20 protein-coding genes are annotated in these 21,681 nt (G+C 57.6%); 12 read left to right on the forward strand and 8 right to left on the reverse strand.

Features of this window, described 5'->3' with window-relative positions; all coding sequences use genetic code 11:
- Nucleotides 1-58: 58 nt before the first annotated feature.
- The 4 genes from NLU14_RS15505 to NLU14_RS15520 all read right to left on the reverse strand — a co-directional run bounded on the left by NLU14_RS15505 (nt 59) and on the right by NLU14_RS15520 (nt 4,823).
- Nucleotides 59-1,369, reverse strand: a complete 1,311-nt coding sequence (locus NLU14_RS15505) for a TRAP transporter large permease (protein WP_275708125.1) — start codon at nt 1,367-1,369, stop codon at nt 59-61.
- Entirely contained in the window at nt 1,366-1,914 is a 549-nt protein-coding gene (locus tag NLU14_RS15510) for a TRAP transporter small permease subunit (protein ID WP_275708127.1), read from the reverse strand. Before NLU14_RS15510 ends, NLU14_RS15505 begins: the two co-directional genes overlap by 4 nt.
- Nucleotides 1,915-1,998: 84 nt before the next feature.
- Nucleotides 1,999-3,045 carry a TRAP transporter substrate-binding protein DctP gene (gene dctP / locus NLU14_RS15515; protein WP_275708129.1) on the reverse strand — a complete coding sequence of 349 codons (1,047 nt, stop codon included), beginning with the start codon at nt 3,043-3,045 and terminating at the stop codon, nt 1,999-2,001.
- A gap of 191 nt (nt 3,046-3,236) precedes the next feature.
- Nucleotides 3,237-4,823 (reverse strand): class I adenylate-forming enzyme family protein, encoded by a 1,587-nt coding sequence (locus NLU14_RS15520; protein ID WP_275708131.1) that lies wholly within the window; start codon nt 4,821-4,823, stop codon nt 3,237-3,239.
- 140 nt (nt 4,824-4,963) lie between these two features.
- Between NLU14_RS15520 and NLU14_RS15525 the strand changes: the two genes are divergently transcribed.
- The 11 genes from NLU14_RS15525 to NLU14_RS15575 all read left to right on the forward strand — a co-directional run bounded on the left by NLU14_RS15525 (nt 4,964) and on the right by NLU14_RS15575 (nt 16,081).
- A complete protein-coding gene (locus tag NLU14_RS15525) occupies nt 4,964-5,758 on the forward strand; it encodes an SDR family NAD(P)-dependent oxidoreductase (RefSeq protein WP_275708132.1) in 795 nt (264 codons plus the stop codon).
- Nucleotides 5,758-6,198 (forward strand): PaaI family thioesterase, encoded by a 441-nt coding sequence (locus tag NLU14_RS15530; protein WP_275708134.1) that lies wholly within the window; start codon nt 5,758-5,760, stop codon nt 6,196-6,198. Before NLU14_RS15525 ends, NLU14_RS15530 begins: the two co-directional genes overlap by 1 nt.
- Before the next feature lie 73 nt (nt 6,199-6,271).
- Nucleotides 6,272-7,474, forward strand: a complete 1,203-nt coding sequence (locus NLU14_RS15535) for an acyl-CoA dehydrogenase family protein (protein WP_420845068.1) — start codon at nt 6,272-6,274, stop codon at nt 7,472-7,474.
- A gap of 167 nt (nt 7,475-7,641) precedes the next feature.
- Nucleotides 7,642-8,409, forward strand: a complete 768-nt coding sequence (locus NLU14_RS15540; protein ID WP_275708136.1) for an SDR family NAD(P)-dependent oxidoreductase — start codon at nt 7,642-7,644, stop codon at nt 8,407-8,409.
- A 168-nt stretch (nt 8,410-8,577) separates the two neighbouring features.
- On the forward strand, nt 8,578-9,645 hold the full coding sequence (locus NLU14_RS15545; protein WP_275708138.1) for a phosphotransferase: 1,068 nt from the start codon (nt 8,578-8,580) through the stop codon (nt 9,643-9,645).
- Between the two features lie 47 nt (nt 9,646-9,692).
- On the forward strand, nt 9,693-11,360 hold the full coding sequence (locus NLU14_RS15550; RefSeq protein WP_275708141.1) for a long-chain fatty acid--CoA ligase: 1,668 nt from the start codon (nt 9,693-9,695) through the stop codon (nt 11,358-11,360).
- A 159-nt stretch (nt 11,361-11,519) separates the two neighbouring features.
- Nucleotides 11,520-12,383 carry a branched-chain amino acid ABC transporter permease gene (locus NLU14_RS15555; protein ID WP_275708143.1) on the forward strand — a complete coding sequence of 288 codons (864 nt, stop codon included), beginning with the start codon at nt 11,520-11,522 and terminating at the stop codon, nt 12,381-12,383.
- A gap of 2 nt (nt 12,384-12,385) precedes the next feature.
- The gene (locus NLU14_RS15560; RefSeq protein ID WP_275708145.1) at nt 12,386-13,417 is read left to right on the forward strand and encodes a branched-chain amino acid ABC transporter permease; all 1,032 of its coding nucleotides are present in this window, start codon (nt 12,386-12,388) and stop codon (nt 13,415-13,417) included.
- On the forward strand, nt 13,410-14,180 hold the full coding sequence (locus tag NLU14_RS15565) for an ABC transporter ATP-binding protein (protein WP_275708147.1): 771 nt from the start codon (nt 13,410-13,412) through the stop codon (nt 14,178-14,180). Before NLU14_RS15560 ends, NLU14_RS15565 begins: the two co-directional genes overlap by 8 nt.
- Nucleotides 14,167-14,874 carry an ABC transporter ATP-binding protein gene (locus tag NLU14_RS15570; protein ID WP_275708148.1) on the forward strand — a complete coding sequence of 236 codons (708 nt, stop codon included), beginning with the start codon at nt 14,167-14,169 and terminating at the stop codon, nt 14,872-14,874. Before NLU14_RS15565 ends, NLU14_RS15570 begins: the two co-directional genes overlap by 14 nt.
- Before the next feature lie 58 nt (nt 14,875-14,932).
- Nucleotides 14,933-16,081 carry an ABC transporter substrate-binding protein gene (locus NLU14_RS15575; protein ID WP_275708150.1) on the forward strand — a complete coding sequence of 383 codons (1,149 nt, stop codon included), beginning with the start codon at nt 14,933-14,935 and terminating at the stop codon, nt 16,079-16,081.
- A gap of 69 nt (nt 16,082-16,150) precedes the next feature.
- Here NLU14_RS15575 and NLU14_RS15580 read toward each other — a convergent pair whose 3' ends face one another.
- From NLU14_RS15580 to NLU14_RS15595, 4 genes are all read right to left on the reverse strand, one after another.
- Nucleotides 16,151-16,606 carry a MaoC family dehydratase gene (locus tag NLU14_RS15580; protein WP_275708152.1) on the reverse strand — a complete coding sequence of 152 codons (456 nt, stop codon included), beginning with the start codon at nt 16,604-16,606 and terminating at the stop codon, nt 16,151-16,153.
- Nucleotides 16,607-16,777: 171 nt separating this feature from the next.
- Nucleotides 16,778-17,536: a class II aldolase/adducin family protein gene (locus NLU14_RS15585; RefSeq protein ID WP_275708153.1), complete on the reverse strand. Its 759-nt coding sequence runs from the start codon at nt 17,534-17,536 to the stop codon at nt 16,778-16,780.
- Between the two features lie 18 nt (nt 17,537-17,554).
- Entirely contained in the window at nt 17,555-18,697 is a 1,143-nt protein-coding gene (locus tag NLU14_RS15590) for an acyl-CoA dehydrogenase family protein (RefSeq protein WP_275708155.1), read from the reverse strand.
- A gap of 10 nt (nt 18,698-18,707) precedes the next feature.
- Nucleotides 18,708-19,904 carry an acyl-CoA dehydrogenase family protein gene (locus tag NLU14_RS15595; RefSeq protein WP_275708157.1) on the reverse strand — a complete coding sequence of 399 codons (1,197 nt, stop codon included), beginning with the start codon at nt 19,902-19,904 and terminating at the stop codon, nt 18,708-18,710.
- Nucleotides 19,905-20,233: 329 nt separating this feature from the next.
- Here NLU14_RS15595 and NLU14_RS15600 point away from each other — a divergent pair, with 329 nt between their 5' ends.
- On the forward strand, nt 20,234-21,556 hold the full coding sequence (locus NLU14_RS15600) for a porin (RefSeq protein WP_275708160.1): 1,323 nt from the start codon (nt 20,234-20,236) through the stop codon (nt 21,554-21,556).
- Nucleotides 21,557-21,681 lie beyond the last annotated feature (125 nt).

Below are 21,681 nucleotides of genomic sequence, written 5' to 3' on the forward strand. Positions count from 1 at the left end.
ATCCGGCGGGAGTTCCCTAAAGGTAGTTCTCCGTTAACCAGCCCGCAACAGGCGGGCGTCAGAAGAACAGATCCGGCAAGTAGGTGGCGATTTCCGGAAAGATCATGATCAATGCAAGGCCCACAATCTCGACAATAACGAAGGGGACAATTGAGGAGTAGATGTCCTTCATAGTGATGCTCGGCGGTACCACGCCCTTCAGGTAGAAGAGGTTGAAGCCAAATGGCGGCGTCATGTAGCCAATTTCCATGTTGATCACGAACAGGATGCCGAACCAGATCGGATCGAACCCCAGGGATTCCACAATCGGCATGAACACCGGCAGGGTAATCAGCATGATGCCGACCGGGTCCAGCACCATGGCCAGCAGGAATACAATTACCATCATGGCAATGATGATGCCCCAGGGCCCACCGGGGATCATATTCATCAGGCTCTCGATCAGGTCCTGGGCGCCCATGCTCTGATAGGCAGCACTGAAGGCATGGGCGGCGAACAGGATCCACATGATCATGCCGGTCAGCTTGAACGTGCGGACCGCCGCTTCCTGCAGGATTCTCCATTTGAACTGCCTGTAGACAGCCGCGGAAATCAGCGCGCCGAGTACACCCATGGCGGCCGCTTCAGTGGGCGTGGTGATGCCGCCCATAATAGAGCCGAGCACCATGATGACGACGCCGATGGGCAGTAGTACAGCGCGCAGGGCGCGGAATTTTTCCGGCCAGGTGCCGCGTTCCTCTTTCGGCAGCGCTGGTGCAAGGTGCGGCTGCAAGTGGCAGCGCACCACGATGTAGATGACGGTCAGGACCATCAACAGAACGCCCGGCAGTATACCCGCGGCGAACATCTTGCCCACAGACACGCCGGTGATCAGCGCGTAAAGAATCATCAGGATGCTGGGGGGAATGAGAATGCCCCAGCCGCCGCCGGTGTTGATCACGCCGAGAGCCATCTTTTTGTCGTAGCCCCGTTCCAGCATGGATGGCAGGGCGATGGTGCCCATGGCCACAACCGCCGCGCCACTGATACCGACCATGGCGGCGAAAACAGCGCAGATGCCGAGAGTGCCGATGGCGAGGCCGCCCCGCAGGCCGCCGCACCAGAGGTGCATCATGCGGTACAGGTCCTTGGCCACCCCGGTTCGCTCCAGGATCATTGCCATGAACACGAACAGGGGGATCGCCACCAGGGTGAAGCTTTCCATGGTGCCCCAGATCTGGGAGGCCACCATATAGAAGGAATCGAATCCCCAGGTGAAGTAGAGGAAGACAACGGATACGCCGCCCAGGACAAAGGCCAGTGGCAGGCCGAGCAGCAGGAAAAACAGCAGGGAGCCGAAGAACAGCAGGGTCAGGAGTTCAATACTCACGATGACTCTCCTTCATTGTCTTCCTGTGGTTCGGGGGTGTAGTAACTGAGGTTGAAGGCCACCGCGATGTCTTCCAGTAACTTTACAATGCCCTGCAGAACCAGTAAGCCGGTGCCCAGTGGAATGGCAGCTTTTACGGGCCAGATGGGCGGGTTCCAGGCGGAATAGGAGGTTTCCCAACTGGCGATGGACTCGCTTGCCATGCTGAAGCCGAAATACAGCAGTGCCAGGGTGAAGATGAAGAAAATCACGGACGTCAGTATGTCGAGAACTGCCTGGCCCCGAGGCGGCAGGTGCGAGTGCAACAGGTCGACATTGACGTGGCCCCGGTGCGCCATGATGTAGCCGCCTGACATCACCGCGTAGACGCCGAAGAGCATCTGGGTCAGTTCGTTGGTCCATACGGTGGGTGAGTTGAACAGATAGCGAAAGGCCACCTCCATAATCAGGAACGCGAACATGGCAAAAACGAGTAGCGCTATCCCGCGCCCGATAACATCGTTGAGACGGGTGACCCCTCTCATGAATGCGGTCAGCACACCCATTGGTATTCTCCGGGAAACGGTAAGTTCGAAAACAGAACCGGGCCAGGTGAACTGGCCTGGTCGGATTCAGGTTTCGGGTACTTATTACAGGTAGCCCAGATCTGCCAGGTAGGCTTTAAGCATGTCCAACGCCTTCTGGGCATTTTCGCTTCGTTTGCCTTCCTCATCCCACATCTTCTGGGCAGTCTGGGTCAGGCGATCCTGCACGTCTTCCGGCAGGGTATTTACCTGGACGTTGTGTTCGTTGATGGCCTTGGCCAGCGTAATGCGTTCCTTGTACTGGTATTCGTTGGTGCGGAACCAGAACTGCTCATCAAGCGCCTGCTTGACGATTTTCTGCATGTCTTCCGGCAGTTTGTCCAGGGCCTTCTGGCTGACGATGATGACGTCGGTGCCGGCGATGTTCAGTGCCGGCTGCACGTGATACTTGGCCACTTCATACAGGCCCATACTGAAGGCGCCCTGGGACGCACCCCAATGGGCGCCATCGACAATGCCGGAGTCCAGGGCGGAATAGAGTTCGCTGCCAGGGATATAGGACGCGGCGGCACCGGCTTCGGTCAGGAAGGTCTGCAGTGCACCGGAAGAGCGGATCTTCAGCTCGGTGAAGTCTTCCCAGCTTTTAATCGGCTGCTTGACCACCATTTCAGTGGGGTAAACCTTGTCCGTTGCCCAGTAAACGCCATGCTCGGCGGCCTCATCGCGAAGCATCTGCTCAAAGCCCAGACCCTGGTGGAAATAGGCGGCTTCCCAGACGTTACGGAAAGCAAACGGCAGGCCGGAAGCGATGCCGGCAAGGGAAATTTTGTCCTGGGCATAGGCCGGGGAGATGGTACCCATTTCCAGAATGCCCCGGCTGACAGCGTTGAAGATTTCCTTGGCCTTGAACAGCGAGCCAGCTTCGTACAACTCCAGTTCCAGGCGTCCGTCGGTGCGTTCTTCAATAATATTCTTCAGGCGAACCAGGCTGTCTTCATAGGAACTGCTGGAGCCCGGCCAGTGGGACTGGACCTTCCAGGTGAAATTTTCTTCGGCAACTACCGGGGCGCTGGCAAAGGCGGCGGCCAGTCCCAGGGTCAGGGCAGAGCCGTAAGCGGCGAGGGTTGTTCTGGCGGTGGTTAGGATCTTCATTGCTGGACCTCAATCATTATTTATTGTGTTGGTCGTCCCATTACTATTTCGCTCTGCAAAACAAGTGACTGCAGAATGAATTCCTATGTTTGAATCTATCACACACTTTCCTTTTTGCAATAGGGTGCTTGCCGATATTCCGTTACCAAAGTTTAGTCTACAGTGAGCTTTCCAGTGCCAACCGCGCAAAGTCAGGACCAGTACGGCGCACGCAGTTCGCGCTTGAGTACCTTGCCAATGGTGGAGCGGGGCAACTCCGGGCGGAACTCAATCGCCGCCAGGCGTTGGGCCTTGCCCAGCTGCCCATTGGCCCAGTCCAGGATCTCCACTTCATCCTGCGTGCTGCCGGGCTTGCGTACCACCAGCCCCAGCGGCGTTTCACCCCATTGCTCGCTGGGAATGCCGATTATCGCAACATCGGCGACGGCGGGGTGGGCCTGCAGCACCTTTTCAAGATCCACCGCATAGATGTTGAAACCACCGGAGATGATCATGTCCTTACGGCGGTCCAGAATATAGACGAAGCCCTCTTCGTCGATTCGCCCCATATCACCGCTGCGGTAGAACACCAGGCCCTCTGGGCTGGTCCAGAGCATGTCCCGGGTTTGTTCCTCGCGGTTGATGTAACCCCGCATCATCGAAATGGCGCGGCCCACGATCTCTCCGGTTTCGCCCTGAGGCAGTTCGTTGCCCTCCTCGTCGATCACCCGCACTTCTGCGCCTTCAGTCGGTGTCCCCACTGAGTCCCATTTATCCGGGTGTGCCGCGCAATCCAGGCTGGTGGAAATGCCACCTTCCGTCAGCCCATACACTTCACGGATGTTGCCGGGCCAGCGCTCCATGGCTTCCTTGATGATCCTGGCCCCCAGGGGAGCGCTGGTACAGAGCTTGAGCTTGAAAGCGGACAGATCGAAGCGATCGAACTCCGGATCGGCGAGGATGCGCTGATACTGGACCGGAACCAGCATGGCATGGGTCACGCGGTAGCGCTCGGCCAGTTCGAGGAAGTGCCGGGCATCAAACTTTGCCATGAGAACCAGGATGCCACCATGGAACAGGGTGGGCAGCATGGACACCAGGGTGGTGTTGGAATACATCGGCGTGGAAACCAGGTTGACGGCATCTCCGTCCAGACCAAAACGACTCATTCGGACCATCTGGCGTTGGCGAAAACGATAGTCGTGGAGAATGCCCTTGGGGGTGCCGGTAGTGCCGGAGCTGTAGATGATATTGAACGGGTCATCCAGGGTAACCGGCGCCGGGTTGGCTTCGGCATCGGTATCTCCCAGCCAGGACTCAAAATCCTGACTTATTCCCGGACCACGACCATCCAGCCCAATGCATTGGTCGGGGCCAAGTGAGCCAAGTTTGTCGGCCGCGGCTTCAAACAGTGCCGAATTCTTTCCGGACACAAACAGGAAACGGGCCCCGCAATCATCCAGCATCAAGGCCAGGCTCTCACCGCTGGCCATGCCGGAGAGCGGCACCATGCAGCCACCGGCCACCAATGTGCCCAGGTACAGTGCGACGTAGTCGATGCTGTTTTCCGATAACCCCGCTACGGCATCGCCCTGTTCTAACCCTGCGGCCCTGAGCCGGTTGGCTATGCGATTGGCGCGCGTTACCAGCGCCTGCCAATTGAGTTGAGTCTCGCCATCGATGAGCGCGACATGATCAGGGCGTTCTATCGCAAGGTGCTGAATGCGTTGACCGAGGGCTTCCATGGTTTCTTCAGAATCAATGGGAGCATAGACGGGCATTTCCTGAGTGCTTTTCATTTTTTCGCCTATCGGTGTCATTATGTTTTATCTAGTGAAATTAACTTCCGAATATATTGACTCAAAACCGGAAGGCGTGACAAATTACGATCAAGTTGAGTTTATGACGGCGCAAAAAATCATAAAAAAGGAGCATCGGCATGGGGCGTTTCGACAATCGGGTAGCCATTGTCACCGGAGCCGGGAGCGGCATCGGCAGGGCCACTGCGGTCAGGCTGGCGCGCGAAGGTGCGCAGCTCATGATGGTCGACCGTTCCGAGGCGGGCCTGCTGGATACCGAGGGTCTGATGCCTGAAGGTGCTGAAACTCTGCGCCGTATTGGTAATGTAGCCGACGAAGACCAGGTCAGCGCCCTGGTGGATGAAACTATCTCTGCCTTCGGCCGGATTGACGTGTTGTGCAACGTTGCCGGCATTGCCAGCACCGGTGGTGGTCACCCCGGTATTGCCGGCAACGACCGGGAAGAATGGGAGAAGGTGCTGGCGGTGAACCTGATCGGCACCATGCTGTTCATCAAGCATGTGGCGCCCCACATGCAGGCCCGAAAACTGGGCTCGATCGTCAATACCGCCTCCGTTGCGGGTATCCGGTCCGGTGCCGGCGGCAACGCTTACAGTGCGTCCAAGGCCGGGGTGATCAATCTCACCATGACCGCTGCCTGCGATCTCGGCAGTGACAATGTCCGCGTAAATGCGGTATGCCCGGGGCTGGTGGAAACCGGGATGACCCAGGCGGTGTTTGACTATGCCCGCGCCAACGAGAAAGCCCACAAGCTGGGTTCCCGATGTGAACTGCGTCGTTACGGCGCGCCGGAGGAAATTGCTGCGGCCATTCTGTTCCTGGCCAGTGATGACGCCAGCTACATTACCGGCCAGGCCTTACCTGTTGATGGTGGCAACACCGCGTCCCTTAACCTGCCGGGAATGAAAGTGTAATGAATGAAGACAGTCTGCATATCAGCGGCGGTCAGGATCTGCCCGGATTTCACAACCTGCTGGGGTATCGCCAGGTGTCCTGGGATGAGAGCGAGGCGGTGATTGAGCTGGAACTGGCGCCGCAGCATTTGAATCTTGGTGGTGTCGTTCACGGCGGAGTGTTGACCTCCCTGCTGGACGTTGTCCTGGCCGAAGCGGGCACTTACTGCCCTTATCCTGGCCGTATGCGCAAGGCCATCACCCTGTCACTGACCACAACATTCACCGGCCAATGCTCTGGTGGGACTATCCGGGTCACCGGCCGGAAACGGGCAGGCGGTACCCGCATTTTCAACAGCAGCGGGGAAGTCCACGACGACCAGGGCAACCTGCTGGCAATCGCCGAAGGCACCTTTCGTCTTCGCTCTGGCAGTGAAAAGCCGGAAGGTGTGCCAATCTGATTTCTATAACACCAGCAGATACGTCGGCGTTGCAACAGCCGGCCCACGACAACCAATCAACGAGGTACTGGACATGTTTGAACTGTCTGACAAAGCCAAAAAGCTGCAGGCGCAGCTTCACGAATTCATGGATGCCCATATCTACCCCAACGAGCATAAGCACCATGAACAGGTGGAGCAGGCAGAGAACCGGTGGGCTCCGGTGCCTATAGTTGAAGAGCTGAAGGCCAAGGCAAAAGCTGCCGGCCTGTGGAACCTGTTTCTGCCGGAAAGCGAATTCGGCGCCGGTTTGACCAACTACGAATACGCGCATCTGTGTGAAGTCATGGGCCGTTCCGCGATGGCGCCGGAAGTGTTCAACTGCTCCGCGCCGGATACCGGCAACATGGAAACCATTGCCCGCTACGGTAATAAAGAGCAGCAGGATAAATGGCTGAAGCCGCTGCTCGATGGCGAAATCCGCTCCTGCTTCTCCATGACCGAGCCGGATGTTGCTTCCTCGGACGCTACCAATATTGCCTGTGAAATCCGCCGTGACGGTGACGAATATGTGATCAACGGTCGCAAATGGTGGTCTTCTGGAGCCATGACGACCACGGCCAAGATCGCCATCGTCATGGGCAAGACCAATCCGGATGCCGAGAAGCACCAGCAACAGTCGATGATCCTGGTGCCTTTGGACACGCCGGGCGTAAAAATGATTCGCCCGCTGACGGTGTTCGGTTACGACCATGCCCCTCACGGCCATGCCGAGATCCACTACGACAATGTGCGGGTTCCGGTGGAGAACATTCTGCTGGGTGAGGGGCGCGGCTTCGAAATTGCCCAGGGTCGCCTTGGGCCGGGCCGTATCCACCACTGCATGCGCACTATTGGTGTGGCCGAGCGTGCGCTGGAGCTGATGTGTCAGCGGGCCAATGCTCGTGAGGCTTTCGGCAAGCCGTTGTCCAGTTTCGATTCGATCCGCAAGGATATTGCCCGCAGCCGCATCGAGATTGAGCAGGCGCGGCTGATGACCCTGAAGGCGGCGCACATGATGGATACTGTGGGTAATAAGGTGGCCCGTCAGGAAATCGCTATGATCAAGGTGATCGCCCCAAGTATGGCGCTGAAGATCATTGATCGTGCGATTCAGGTTCACGGTGGTGCAGGTGTGTCCCAGGACACTTTCCTGGCGAAGGCCTGGGCTCACGTCCGAACCTTGAGGCTGGCGGACGGCCCTGATGAGGTGCACCTGGATTCCGTCGCCAAGATCGAGCTTCGCCAATACCGCTGAGCACCACGTTGCCCGCTGAACACGGGTGAATGAACAAACGGGGAGGCACCTGCCGGGACACGCCGTGAATACGTCCTTGTAGGCTTGAGCAAAACATCCATGTTTTGCACAGTCCCGGCAGGTGCCTCCCCGTTCGTTCCCCAAGCATTGAGCATGAGGATCGAACTATGACTAATCCGCTTTTTGATATGACTGGAAAAGTCGCACTGATCACCGGTTCCACTAAAGGCATCGGCCGTTCTATTGCCGAAGAAATGGCCCGCCTGGGCGCCAAAGTGGTGATCTCCAGCCGCAAGGCGGATGCCTGTGAGCAGGTAGCCAACGAGCTGAAAGCTCAAGGCTACGAAGCCATCGCCATTCCCTGCCATGTGGGCAAGAAAGAAGACCTTCAGAACCTGGTGGATAAAACCAATGAAGCCTGGGGTTCCATCGACGTACTGGTGTGCAACGCTGCCACCAACCCGGTCTACGGCACCACCGCCGAGATGACCGACGACGCCTGGGACAAGATCATGGACACCAACGTCAAAGGTACTTTCTGGTTGACCAACATGGTGCTGCCGCAGATGGCTGAGAAAGGCGAAGGCGCAGTTGTTCTGCTTTCCAGCATCGCCGGCATCCGGGGTAACACCACCATCGGCACTTACGGTGTCTCCAAGGCAGCGGAAGCAGCCCTGGCCCGTAACCTGGCCGTGGAATGGGGGCCAAAAGGTATCCGCGTTAACAGCATAGCCCCCGGCCTGATCAAGACCGACTTCGCTAAAGCCCTGTGGGAAGACCCGGTTCGTGTTAAGCGTGCGGAAGACAAGACTCCGTTAAGACGAATTGGCGATCCAGTTGATATAGCCGGCCTCGCAGTTTTTCTGTCAACCAAGGCCAGTGCCTATATAACAGGTCAAGTTATTGTCGCCGACGGCGGCGAAACCATTTGCTGAGGATTGTCTTCAGTAGCGGGGAGGCCGGTGGGTGGGGTGCCTTTCTTCCGGGAAAAAGAACTCGCTGCGCTCAGACACCTTTTTCCCGGAAGAAAGGCACCCCACCCACCGTCCGCTGAACTGATTGCAGGCCGCAACGCATAAAGATAACGAAGGTTGAAACGAACAATGAATATGACTCCGGAATTGGTAGATGTTTTGCCAGCCCATAAGTTCGACGAGCCCAAGCTATTGGCTTGGCTTCAGGAAGAGCTGACGGACTTTGGTAGCCGTATGGAGGTCAGGCAGTTCCAGGGCGGACAGTCCAATCCTACGTTTCTGCTGGATACTGACTGCGGCCAATTTGTAATGCGAAAAAAGCCGCCAGGGATAACCCTGCCTTCGGCTCATATGGTCGAGCGTGAATACAAGGTAATGCGCGCTCTGTCTGAACACACAAGCATTCCCGTACCCACCACCCGTGCCGTGTGTGAAGACAGCAGCATTATTGGCACGCCGTTCTACATTATGGACTTCCTGGAAGGCAGGATTGTTAGTCACCCGGCGTTGCGGGCGCTGGATCGTCATGAGCGGATGCCGGCGCATCTGTCTGCCATCGACACCCTGGCGGCGCTGCACTCGGTGGATGTAGACGCGGTCGGGCTGTCTGATTTCGGTCGCCCCGAAGGTTATGTCGCTCGTCAGGTCGCGCGCTGGAGTAAGCAGTACCTGGCATCCAAGACCGACGATATGCCCGCCATGGACAAGCTCATGGAGTGGCTACCCGAGAACCTGCCTTCTACCGATGAATGCTCCATCGCCCACGGAGATTACCGCTTCGGCAATCTGATGCTGGCTCCGGACAAACCCGAAGTGATTGCCATTCTGGACTGGGAACTGTCCACCCTGGGACATCCGCTGGCGGACCTGGCCTATTACTGTCTGCCCTACTACTTGCCCTCGGACATGGAAGGTTCCCGCGGTTTGCTGGGTGAGGATCTGGAAGCCCTGGGTATTCCGGATGAGCAGGAAACCATTGCTCGTTACTGCCAACAGACCGGCCGTAACGGTATCGCGGATTGGCACGTGTTCCTGGCGTTTTCACTGTTCCGCCTCGCGGCCATTCTTCAGGGGGTGTATGCCCGTGCGTTGCAGGGCAATGCCGCCAATGCCGATGCCCTGCAAGTGGGTAAGCGTGCGAGCCTGCTGGCGGACTTGGGCTGGAAGATAGCCAGCGAGGGAAACCGGGGGATCTGATCTGGTCGCTGTTGCGACCCACTGAACTGCATGAGGGGATTATAACAATGACATTTACTCGCCATCACAAAGTCTGGCCAAAGGAATTGCCCAAGCAGATGACGCTGCCAGACACCAGCGTGTTCACCAACCTGGAAATTTCCGCGCTGCGGTATCCGGACCACACCGCCATCATTTTTTACGACGCGCTCATCACCTACAGCCAGTTGCTGGCCGAAGTGGAATCCATGGCCGGCTATCTTCAGGCCCAGGGGATCAGCAAGGGCGACCGTGTGCTGCTCTACATGCAGAACTCGCCCCAGTATGTGGTTGCCTACTACGCCATACTCCGTGCTGACGCGGTGGTGATTCCGGTGAACCCGATGAACCGGGCAGCTGAACTGGAACACTACATTGCCGATACCGGCGCGAGCCTGTGCCTGGCTGGCCAGGAACTGGCCGGTTTTATTGCGCCGTTGCTGGAAACCACCGATCTGGGCCAGGTTGTGGTGGCGTCCTACAACACCTACATCAGTAAGGACACCGACCTGGACCTGCCGGCGGAAGTGGCTGCGCCAGCCTGGTCAAAAGACGTTCCGGGCGTTGTGACCTGGGAACAGGCGCTGGCGGCGAACCATAAGCCAGCGGCGCATACCGCCGGCCCGGAAGACCTGGCGGTGATTCCCTACAGTTCCGGGACCACCGGCGCGCCCAAGGGCTGCATGCATACCCATCGCAGCGTGATGGCAACCGCAGTCCATCGGGCGTTCTGGAACCTGAGCACGGCCAATACGGTTCAGTTGGCAACACTGCCGTTCTTCCACGTCACCGGCATGACTGGCTCCATGAACAGCCCCATCTACAGCAGTTCCACCACGGTGATCATGACCCGCTGGGACCGCACTACCGCTGCCCGGCTGATTGAGCGCTACCAGGTCACCGGCTGGACCAACATTGTCACCATGGCGGTGGATTTCCTGTCGAACCCGGACATTGGCAAGTACGACCTGAGCAGCCTGAACACCATTGGCGGTGGCGGTGCGGCAATGCCGGAAGCGGTTGCTGCCAAGCTCAAGGCCATGACCGGGCTGGACTACATCGAGGGTTATGGCCTGTCGGAAACCATGGCTGCCACCCACATCAATCCCTCGGACCACCCCAAGGCCCAGTGCCTGGGCATTCCGGTGTTTGATGTCGATAGCCGCATTATCGACGTGGAAACGCTGGAAGAGAAAGGCCCGGGCGAGGTGGGGGAAATTGTTTCCAACGGGCCACAAGTGACGCTTGGATACTGGAACCGCCCGGCTGAAACCGAGGCGGCGTTCGTGGAAATCGACGGTAAACGCTTCTTTCGCACTGGCGACCTCGCTTATTACGACGAAGACGGCTATTTCTTCATGGTGGATCGGGTCAAACGGATGATCAATGCATCCGGTTTCAAGGTCTGGCCCTCGGAGGTGGAAGGACTGATGTACCGACACCCGGCAATCCACGAGGTATGCGTCATTTCATCGCCGCACCCCAAACGCGGGGAGACCGTGAAAGCCTGCATTGTGTTGACACCGGATGGGGAGGCCAATACCACCGAAGCGGACATTGTCAACTGGTGCAAAGAGCAGATGGCTGCCTACAAAGTGCCTGAGATCATCGAGTTTGTGGATGAACTGCCCAAATCACCCACGGGCAAACTGATGTGGCGGGCGCTGCAGGAAGAGGAGTGGAAGGCCAAGTCCTAAGGGAATTTTCATCATTTAATTTCGCATAGCGGAATATTGTTCTAAATATTGACATACGAGACGTTCGGTGTAATTGTTTCATCATGCTGATGCAGGGCCGCAAGGTTCTGCCCGAAACCGCATAACTCGCTACAACAACAATACAGCGGAGGAGCACACTTGAGCCTTTTTTTGCAACAAATCATCAACGGGTTAACCCTGGGGAGTATCTACGGTCTTGTAGCCCTGGGCCTGACCCTGGTCTACGGGATACTTCATATCCCCAACTTTGCCCACGGTGCCCTGTACATGGTCGGGGCCTTCATGTCGTACTTCTTCATGGTGGACCTGGGCGCGCACTACTGGATTGCCATGGCCGGTTCGGCCGCCGTGGTCGCCGTCCTGGCGATACTGTGTGAACGCCTGGTGTTCCACCCCCTGAGGCACTCGCCACCCATCCACGACAAGATCGCCGCCATCGGCATCCTGCTGTTCCTGGAAGCGGTGGTGCAGATGTTCTGGGGTTCGGATTTCCGCCGCATGTCCTCGCCGTTTACCGGCATCCTCAATTTCGACGGGCTGATCATTCCCGAACAGCGGCTGCTGATCATCGCCGGTGCGTTCGTGCTGGTGGTGGCCCTGCAACTGTTCCTGCGCAAGACCATGACAGGCGCCACCATCATCGCCATGGCCCAGAACCGTGACGGTGCCTTCCTGGTGGGGATCGATGCCAACCGTGTGGCGATGATGACCTTTGCCATCTCTGGCATGCTGGCTGCGTTTGCCGCCACTCTCTATGCGCCCATCAACCTGGTTTACCCGGCTATGGGGCACCTGGTCATTATGAAGGCCTTCGTGATCATCATCCTTGGCGGCATGGGCAGCGTTCCCGGTGCCATCGTCGGCGGCATGATCATCGGCTTCGCCGAGGCGCTGGGAGGCTTCTACATCTCCACGTCCTACAAGGACATCATTGCCTTCGGCCTGCTGGTGCTGATCCTGTCTGTCCGCCCACAGGGCCTGTTCGCGAAGGGGGCGCACTGATCATGTTCAAATTCGCCTCCCTGCTGATGACGCCAGCCGCCAAGTATCTGATGCTGGCCTTTGCCGTGCTGTTCCCGCTGGTTGCAGCAAACGAATACCAGGTGTATGTGATGGCCACCGCCTTTGTCTGGGCGATAGCAGTCTACGGCCTGAACATCATTACCGGCTTTTGTGGCCAGTTGAACCTGGCCCACGGTGGCTTCTTCGCCATCGGTGCCTACACACTGGGCCTGCTGACCGCCGACTATGGCTGGAGCTTCTGGCCAGCCTTCGTGGGCGCGTTGGTAATGACGGCGGTACTGGGGTTCCTGGTGGGTATTGTCTCGCTACGCCTGAAAGAGCATTACTTCGCTATTTTCACCCTGTGTGTGGGCTTCATCATCTACCTGTTGATCGACAAGTGGGAAGAGCTGACCCATGGTGCCATTGGTGTCCGTGACATCGACGCCCCCTACGGTTTTGGTCTGGTGGATTTCACCGAGACGACACCCTTCTACTATCTGGTGCTGGCTTTCCTGGTGTTCGCGATCTGGTTCATGGGGCGTCTGTCGAAGTCCCTGCTGGGCCGCACCTTTATTGCTATCCGCAACGGTGACGAACTGGCCCAGTCCCTGGGCATCAACCTGATGCGCAACAAGGTCCTGGCGTTTGTCCTGTCCACCACCTACGCCGGCCTGGCGGGTGCCCTGTATGCCGGCATGGTCCGTTTCATCGGCCCGGACGCGGCCAATATCCAACATACGTTCGACATGATCACCTACCTGCTGGTGGGCGGTATCGGCACCATCATGGGGCCGCTGCTGGGCACCGTGGGTATTGTGTGGATCACCCAGTCCCTGCAGTTCCTGGAAGAGTACCGGATGATCATCTTCGGCCCGCTGCTGGTGTTGCTGGTGATCTTCTTCCCCCGGGGTATTACCGGTTCATTCCTGACCTGGATGCACCGCAAATCCCAGGCACTGGCGCCTGCGAAGAAGCGACAGGAACGCAAGGTAGACACCGCACAGAACCGGGAGGCTGAGAGCAATGCTTAAGGTAGAACATCTGACCAAAATGTTTGGCGGCCTTGCGGCGGTGAACGATGTGTCGGTGGAATTCGAAACCGGCAAGATCAACGCCATTATCGGCCCCAACGGTGCCGGCAAGAGCACCTTCTTTAACCTGATCTCGGGCCTGCACCAGCCTACCTCCGGCCGAATCCTGCTGGACGGCGCGGACGTGACCACCCTGCCCAGCGACCGGGTGGCACGGTTGGGCGTGGGCCGTACTTTCCAGACCACCAACCTGTTTGAGCAGGCCACGGTGCTGGACAACCTGATCGTGGGGCATCGCCTGCGCACCCGATCCGGCCTGTGGGACGTGCTGATCAACAGCAAGCGCCTGCAGCGGGAGGAAAAGGCCGCACGGGATAAGGCCATGGAAGCCCTCGAGTTTGTCGGCCTCAGCCATGTGGCCGGCCAGTTCATCGCTGATATCACCCAGGAGGAACGCAAGCGGGTGGCCTTTGCCCTGGCACTGGCAACCGACCCCAAGATCGTGTTGCTGGACGAACCGGCGGCCGGGATCAATCCGGAAGAGACCGTCGGTTTTGCCGCGTTGATGCGCAAGATGGTGGATGAAAAAGGCCTGACCGTGTGCCTGATCGAGCACAAGATGGACATGATCATGAGCCTGGCGGACAAGATCATGGTGCTGGACCACGGCGAGAAAATCGCCGAGGGCACGCCCGAAGAGGTGCGTAACAATCCGGTGGTGATCGAGGCCTATCTGGGAGGTGACGAAGATGCTGCAGCTTAACCATGTGGATGTCTGTTACGGCAGCTTCAAGGCCCTGACCGATATATCCATGACGGTGGACACCGGGGAACTGGTGGTGCTGCTGGGGGCCAATGGCGCCGGTAAGACCAGTCTGTTCAACGCCATCAGTGGCCTGGTGAAACCGGCTGCCGGGGATATCCGGTTCGAGGACAAGCAACTCAACGGCATGAAAGCCAGCGCTATTGTCGGCAGCGGCGTGGTGCAGTGCGCCGAAGGGCGCAAGCTGTTCCCGCAGATGACCGTGCTGCAGAACCTGATGATGGGCGCCTATGTGCACCGCCGTGATCGTCAGGGCAACAGGAAACGCCTGAACGAAGTGTTGGAGTTGTTTCCAATCCTCGAAGACAAGGCCGATGAAACAGCCGGCTCGCTGTCCGGTGGTCAGCAACAGATGGTGGCCATCGGCCGCGCCATGATGAGCCGTCCGCGATTACTGATGCTGGATGAACCATCCCTGGGGCTGGCCCCATTGGTGGTCAGGCAGGTGTTCGAAACCATAAAGCAGATCAACAGCATGGGGACAACCGTGCTGCTGGCTGAGCAGAATGCCTTTGCGGCCCTGAAGATTGCCCATCGCGCCTACGTCATGGAAAACGGTCACCTGGTGATGGAGGGCGACCGCGAAGCCATGCTGGGTAATGAGCAGGTCCGCAAGGCGTACATCGGGGCCTGATGGCTCCCAACACAAATAAAAATCAGAGTGACACGCACAACACAACCAGGAGATAACAATGAAAATAGCCAAGAAACTGGGTCGGGCTGTCGCAGCGGCAACCCTTGGTATGAGTCTGTCTGTCGGAGCAATGGCGGGGGAAGTCAGTATTGGTTTCACCGGGCCGCTAAGCGGCGGTGCCGCCCTGTATGGCGAAAACACCCTGTCCGGACTGCGGATGGCTGTGGCGGAAATCAACGCTGCGGGCGGTTTTGACCTGAACGGCGAGAAGACCACCATCAACCTGATCCCCCTGGATGATCGCTACTCGCCCGCCCAGGCCGCCACCAACGCCAAGCGACTGAAGCAGGAGTCCAACGTTTCGGCGGTATTCGTGCCCCACTCCGGTGGCATTTTTGCTCTCCAGGATTTCAATGAAAAGGACAACTTCCTGGTGATGGCCTATTCCAGTGTGCCCAGCATTACCGAAAAGGGAAACAGCCTGACTGTGCGCATTCCCCCCACCTTTGATGGCTATGTGAAAGCCTTTACCGACTATGCGTTGGAGCATCAGGGCAATAAACTGGGCATGGGCGGCGCCACCCACGAGTACGCCAAAATCTGGAGTTCCATGGTCAAGAAAGAGTGGGAATCCAAAGGGGGTGAAGTAGTGGCCGACACCCCCATGGACTACAATAAGTCGGCAGATTTCTTCACCGGCGTCAGCCGCATTATTGCCGAAAACCCGGATGTGATGTTTGTGGGTGGTGCCTCCGAACCGACTGGCCTGGTGGTACAACAGGCACGCCAGATGGGGTTCCAGGGCGGTTTCATTGTGATGGACCAGGCCAAGATTGATGAAGTGGCCCAGGTAGCTGGTGGTCTGGACATGGTGGAAGGCGCCATCGGTGTGGTTCCGCTAAGCGTATACGAGACCCCGGCGGCCCAGGACTTCATCAAGCGCTACCAGGCCGAGTACGACAAAATGCCCGGCTCAGAAGCGGCCTACAACTACCTGGCGCTACATGCCCTGGTGGAAGCCATGGACGCAACCGAGTCCACAGACCCGAAAACCATCCGCGCCGCCATTGGCGATGCCCTGAAAAACATGGATGACAGCAAGAACCCTTACGAAGTCACCGAAGTGACCGAAAACGGCGGCTTCGTGACCGAGACCACCCTGGCGGTGGTGAAGGATGGTGAAATTGTTCAGGTAGAGATCGACTGAGTGAGTTCTCAACCGCCGTCTCACAAAAAAGGGGCCTTGGCCCCTTTTTCACGACATGGCATTTATCACTCAAGCCACATACATTGCCAGGTTCTCCGCCACACAGGCCGGCTTGTCCTCGCCCTGAATCTCCACCGTGGTTCGATAGCTGGCCAGCGTGCGCTGCTCATCCAGCTGTGACACCTCCAGTAATTCCACTTTGGTACGAATGTCCGACTCCGATTTCACGGCAGCGGGGAAGCGCAGCTTGTTTATGCCGTAATTGATGCGGGCGGTAGCACCCTGCACATCAATCACCTCCTGATTCAGCAACGGAATCAGCGACACCATGAGGAAGCCGTGAGCTACCGGGCTTTTCCAGGGCGTTTCCCGCTTTGCCCGTTCCACGTCTACATGAATCCACTGGTGATCACCCGTAGCGTCCGCAAAGGCCTGAATCATCTCCTGGGTAATGGTTTTCCAGGGGCTATGGCCAATGGTGGTGCCACAAAGCTTGTCGAGATCGTTTAATTCAACGGAAAGCATGTCTGCTCCCATTAGTTGATGGTTGGTATGAAGTTGAAGCAGAAGCCATGGGAGGAGGAAGGGTCTACTGGGACCGTCCAAAACATGGATGTTTTGGTCGAGCGTACAGGGACGTATTCACAGCGTGTCTCAGTAGACCCTTCCTCCTTCCATGGCGCACCAGGCATCAGATCAGACAGCGTACCCAGGGTTCTTACTGTCCAAAAGCCGAACCAAAGCCGGCCAGGTCAAAGCCGCCGCCCCACCCAGCGCCTGAGACTGGTCCGCCGTCGTCTGAATCGCCTGCTCCGAAGGCATATAAGTCGGCCCACAACTCTGGGCCTTGACCTGGATCTCACAGGCCTTCATCAGAAAATACAGATAGGTAAAGGTCTCCGGCACATCCTTGCCCGCCGTCAGCACCCCATGATTGCGTAGCAGCATCATCGACTTGTCACCCAGATCCCTGATCAGCCGCTCCCGTTCATCCAGATTCAGGGCCACGCCCTCATAATCGTGATAGCTCAGGTGATTCAGGCACAGCATCGCGGTCTGGCTCAGAGGCAATAGACCATCCCGGTGAGCGGACACTGCTACACCATCGGGCGCGTGCAGGTGCATTACCGAACCAGCATCCTCCCGGCCCATGTGCACTGCACTGTGAATGGTAAAGCCGGCCGGATTCACGCGGCTGACACCGCCAGACTCCACTACCTGGCCATCCTTATCCACCTTCACCAGCGACGACGCGGTGATTTCATGGAACAGAAGCCCATAGGGATTGATCAGGAAATGATGATCCGGACCCGGCACCCGCGCGGACAGGTGGGTGAATACCAGATCGTCCCAGCCAAACAGTGCCACCAGTCGATAGGCGGCGGCCAGCTCGGTGCGAACCTTCCATTCGGCTTTCTTCAGATCCTGTTGTGTTGACTGATCGCTTGTTGTCATGGTGATGTCCACAGCCTGTTAGCTTGCCTTCAGCAGGGCAGCGTAACGTTCCAGGTGGAAATCGTCATCGCCCAACTGATGATTGATGGCGATCAGCCGCTTGGCGTAATGGGCAAAATTGTACTCCCAGGTCATGCCAATGCCGCCGTGGGACTGGATGCCGGCCTCAGAAATAAACTGGCCGGCACGACCAATCACATTCTTGGCGGCAGCCAGCACGCGCCTACGCTCATCGCTTTGTTCGCTGTCGGCAACACTGGCAGACAGAATCGCCATGGAACGAGCCTGCTCCAGTTCAGACATCATGTCCACCATACGGTGCTGCAGTACCTGGAACCTGCCGATGGGTACGCCAAACTGCTTGCGCTGCTTGAGATAGTCCAGAGTCAGCTCGTTGGCCATCTCCATAACACCCACCGCTTCGGCGCAAAGGGCAGCGATGGCGCGGCCAGCCTGATAGTCGATGACATCAGCGGCCTTGCCTTGCTCTCCCAGCAGAGCATCTGCGCCTACCTGGACGTTATTCAGTGTGATGTCACAGCCCTTGGCACCATCAATAGTGGGGTAGGTGCGGCGTTCAACACCCGCAGTGTCCGGGCTCAGGGCAAACAGGCTGATGCCATCCGCATCGTGGGTGTCGCCAGACGTGCGCGCGGACACCACGATCAGATCGGCACAGTGGCCGCCGATCACCACCGCCTTGCGGCCGTTCAGCACAAAGCCCTCACCGCTCTTCTCGGCACGGGTCTCCACATTATTCAGGTCATAGAAGCTTTGAGGCTCCTGCAGGCCTACCGCAGCTTTCAGCTCGCCACTGGCGATGCCGCTCAGCCAGACGTCCTTCTGGCTGTCGTTGCCCGCCTGGCCAATCAGGCCGCCCCCCAGGATGATAGATTGTAGGTAGGGTTCAAGGCACAGGCCGCGGCCGAGCTCCGTCATGACGGATTGAAGTTCCACACCGCCACCGCCGAAACCACCAAGTTCTTCAGAGAAGGGCACCGCGGTCAGGCCCAGCTCGCTGAGCTGCTTCCAGAAATCGGCACTGAAGCCCAGTTCAGTCTCGCTGAATGCCAGGCGCTTTTCAAAACTGTATTCACCGCGCACCAGGCGGGCCACGGTGTCCTGCAGCATCTGCTGCTCTTCGTTGAGTCGGAAATCCATGGTCGCCTCCTTAAAGCCCGAGAATCATTTTCGACACGATGTTCTTCTGGATCTCGTTGGATCCGCCGAAAATCGACAGCTTGCGGTTGTTGAAATACTGGGCCGACAGTGGCGCGGCGTCTTTGTCCGACAGGAACTCGCCCTCGTAATCCATATCCATCTCCTCTTCCAGGAATGGCAGGGCATAGGGGCCGATTGCGCGGCGGGCCAGGTCATTGATGGCCTGGCGGATTTCGGTGCCTTTCACTTTCAGCATGGAACTTTCCGCGCCCGGCACGCCACCGCCTTCAACAGAGGCAATGATGCGCAGGTTGCTGATGGCCGCTGCCGTGAGGTCGATTTCCACTTTGGCGATGCGCTGGCTGAATGACGGGTCCTCGATCAGTGGGCGACCGTTCTTCAGGCGGCGAGAGGCCAGTTCCTTCAGGTGCGAAAGGGCGGCCTTGGAAATGCCAATGCCGGCCAGGCCAGTGCGCTCATAAGTCAGCAGATACTTGGCGTAGGTCCAGCCCTTGTCCTCTTCCCCGACAAGGTTTTCAACCGGCACCTTTACGTCTTCAAAGAACACTTCGTTAACTTCGTGCTCGCCATCAAGGGTGATAATGGGGCGCACGGTAATACCCGGTGTGTTCATATCGATCAGCAGGAACGAGATACCTTCCTGGTTCTTGACCTCAGTGTTGGTACGCACCAGGCAGAAGATCATGTTGGCGTACTGGCCCAGGGTGGTCCACGTTTTCTGGCCGTTGACGATGTAGTGATCGCCATCGCGCACCGCGCGGGTCTTCAGCGATGCAAGGTCGGAGCCGGCGCCGGGCTCGGAATAACCCTGGCACCACCAGTCCTCGCCGCTGAGGATGCGTGGCAGGTAGGTCTGTTTCTGTTCTTCGTTACCGAATTTGATGATCACCGGCGCCACCATGTTCACCCCGAACGGGATGGAGCGGGGAACACCGTAACGGCAGGATTCTTCGTCCCAGATGTGCTTCTGCACCGGCGTCCATTTCACGCCGCCATATTCTTCAGGCCAGTGGGTGGCGTACCAGCCCTGCGTGCTGAGGATTTTCTGCCAGCGCTGATGGTCCTCTTTGGACAGGCGGCGGAACCCTTTCACTTTGGCGGCGATATCCGCCGGCAGTTTCTCGTCCAGGAACGCCCTCACCTCGTCACGGAAAGCAAGCTCCTCGGCCGTGTAGTTCATGTTCATCGAATAAACCTCGTTAATGCATTACAGCGAAAATATATACCGCATAGCAGAATTACTCAATGATCATTCATAGGTTGCTTACCTGTCAACGGTAATGAAACAAGAAAACACAGAGTAATCACGACTTTCATTAAAATGTGGTTTTAAACACTTGTGATCACAAATTCATCGTCTATATTCAAAAACACGGCAGCTGGTACTGCTATGCGAAATCATAAATCAATTAAATACCGCACAGTGAAACAGCGTGATTGATTTGGTGTGAGCCAGTGCCGGCACCGGAATTTCAATAACAAAGACAAACAATCAACTCCGTTAAGAGGTTTGAGATGACAATAACAAGACGTTTCCAAGTACACCCACTTGCACGGGCCGCTGCCCTTGTCAGCCTGCCAATGATCGCTCTCGGGTCCGGATCTGCCCTAGCGCAGAGCTCCGAACTGGATGAGTTGCGTGAGCGCGTACAACTGCTGGAAAGCAAACTGGAAGGCGCTGTGTCTACCGCGCCGGAACTGGAAGAAGACAACCCTTATCTGCTGCGCGACGGCGACGGGATCAAGATCGGGAGCACCACGATTTCATTCGGTGGTTTCATCAAGGCTGATGCGATTTTCGGCTCCCACGGTAACGGCAGCCTGAACAGTTACAGTGTTGGTTTGCCAAGGACGTTTGCGAGCGCGGCGGCATCGGATGAGAGTGACTGGAAGACCGGTTTCTCAGCGCGGGAATCACGCATCAGTATTGGCACCAAAACCGAGGATGTCGTCGGTCATACGCTGACCACCTACCTGGAGATGGACTTTAACCAGGACCTTAATGACGGCCTGAGTGAAACCGGGAACGAAATCGTCTCCAACAGTTACTCTCCGCGGTTACGCCAGGCCTACGGTTCCTGGAACGGCTGGGACTTCGGTCAAACCTACACCACGTTTACCGACCTGGCCGCCATGCCGGAGATTCTCGATCAGGGCAAGCAGGCCGCCTTCATTTACGCAACCCAGCCGATGATTCGCTACAACATGGCGGCGCCGGGTGGGAAGCTGATGGTTTCCCTGGAGAACCCCGAGGACGGTTACTACGGTAACTCCTATGATGACCAGTCCTACCCGGACCTTGCGATGCGGTATCAGATTCGTGGCAATTATGGGTTCTATTCCATTGCCGGCCTGTTGCGGAACTTTGAAGACAACGCAGCGGACGAAACCAGGACCGATGGAGCGGTGTCCCTGAGTGCCCGTATTCCGACCATTGGCCGTGACGACCTGCGCCTGCAATACAGTTATGGCGCGCTCGGCCGGTACATGGGGCTTTTGACTTACCCGGATGTGGACCTGGGGGCGCTGGCCATGGGTGATGTGGAGCCACTCAAAACCTATGGTGCCACGGCGGCGTATCGTCACTTCTGGTCGCCCGCATGGCGCAGCACCCTGACAGTCTCCCATACCGAAATCGTCGATGACCTTGCAGCCTCGCCTTCAGGCACGCTGAGTTATTTCGACTCTTCAACGTCGGTTCACGCCAATATTCTGTGGTCCGCTCACAGGAACCTGACGCTGGGGCTGGAGTACGTCTATTGGGATTTCGGAGAGATTGCCTCTGGCAGCAGCGAACAGTACGAGCAGGTTATGGCCTCCGCGAAGCTGAGCTTCTGATCGGCACGCTGTTGGAATAACGCGATTCTCAGGTGCTTTCATGCATCCTTGCCCCGGAGTGCTCCCCCGCTCCGGGGCTTTTTTCGGGCATGAAAAAAGCAGAGCCTGAGCTCTGCTTTTGATGG

This window comes from Marinobacter iranensis, assembly GCF_029207565.1.
GTDB lineage: Bacteria > Pseudomonadota > Gammaproteobacteria > Pseudomonadales > Oleiphilaceae > Marinobacter > Marinobacter iranensis.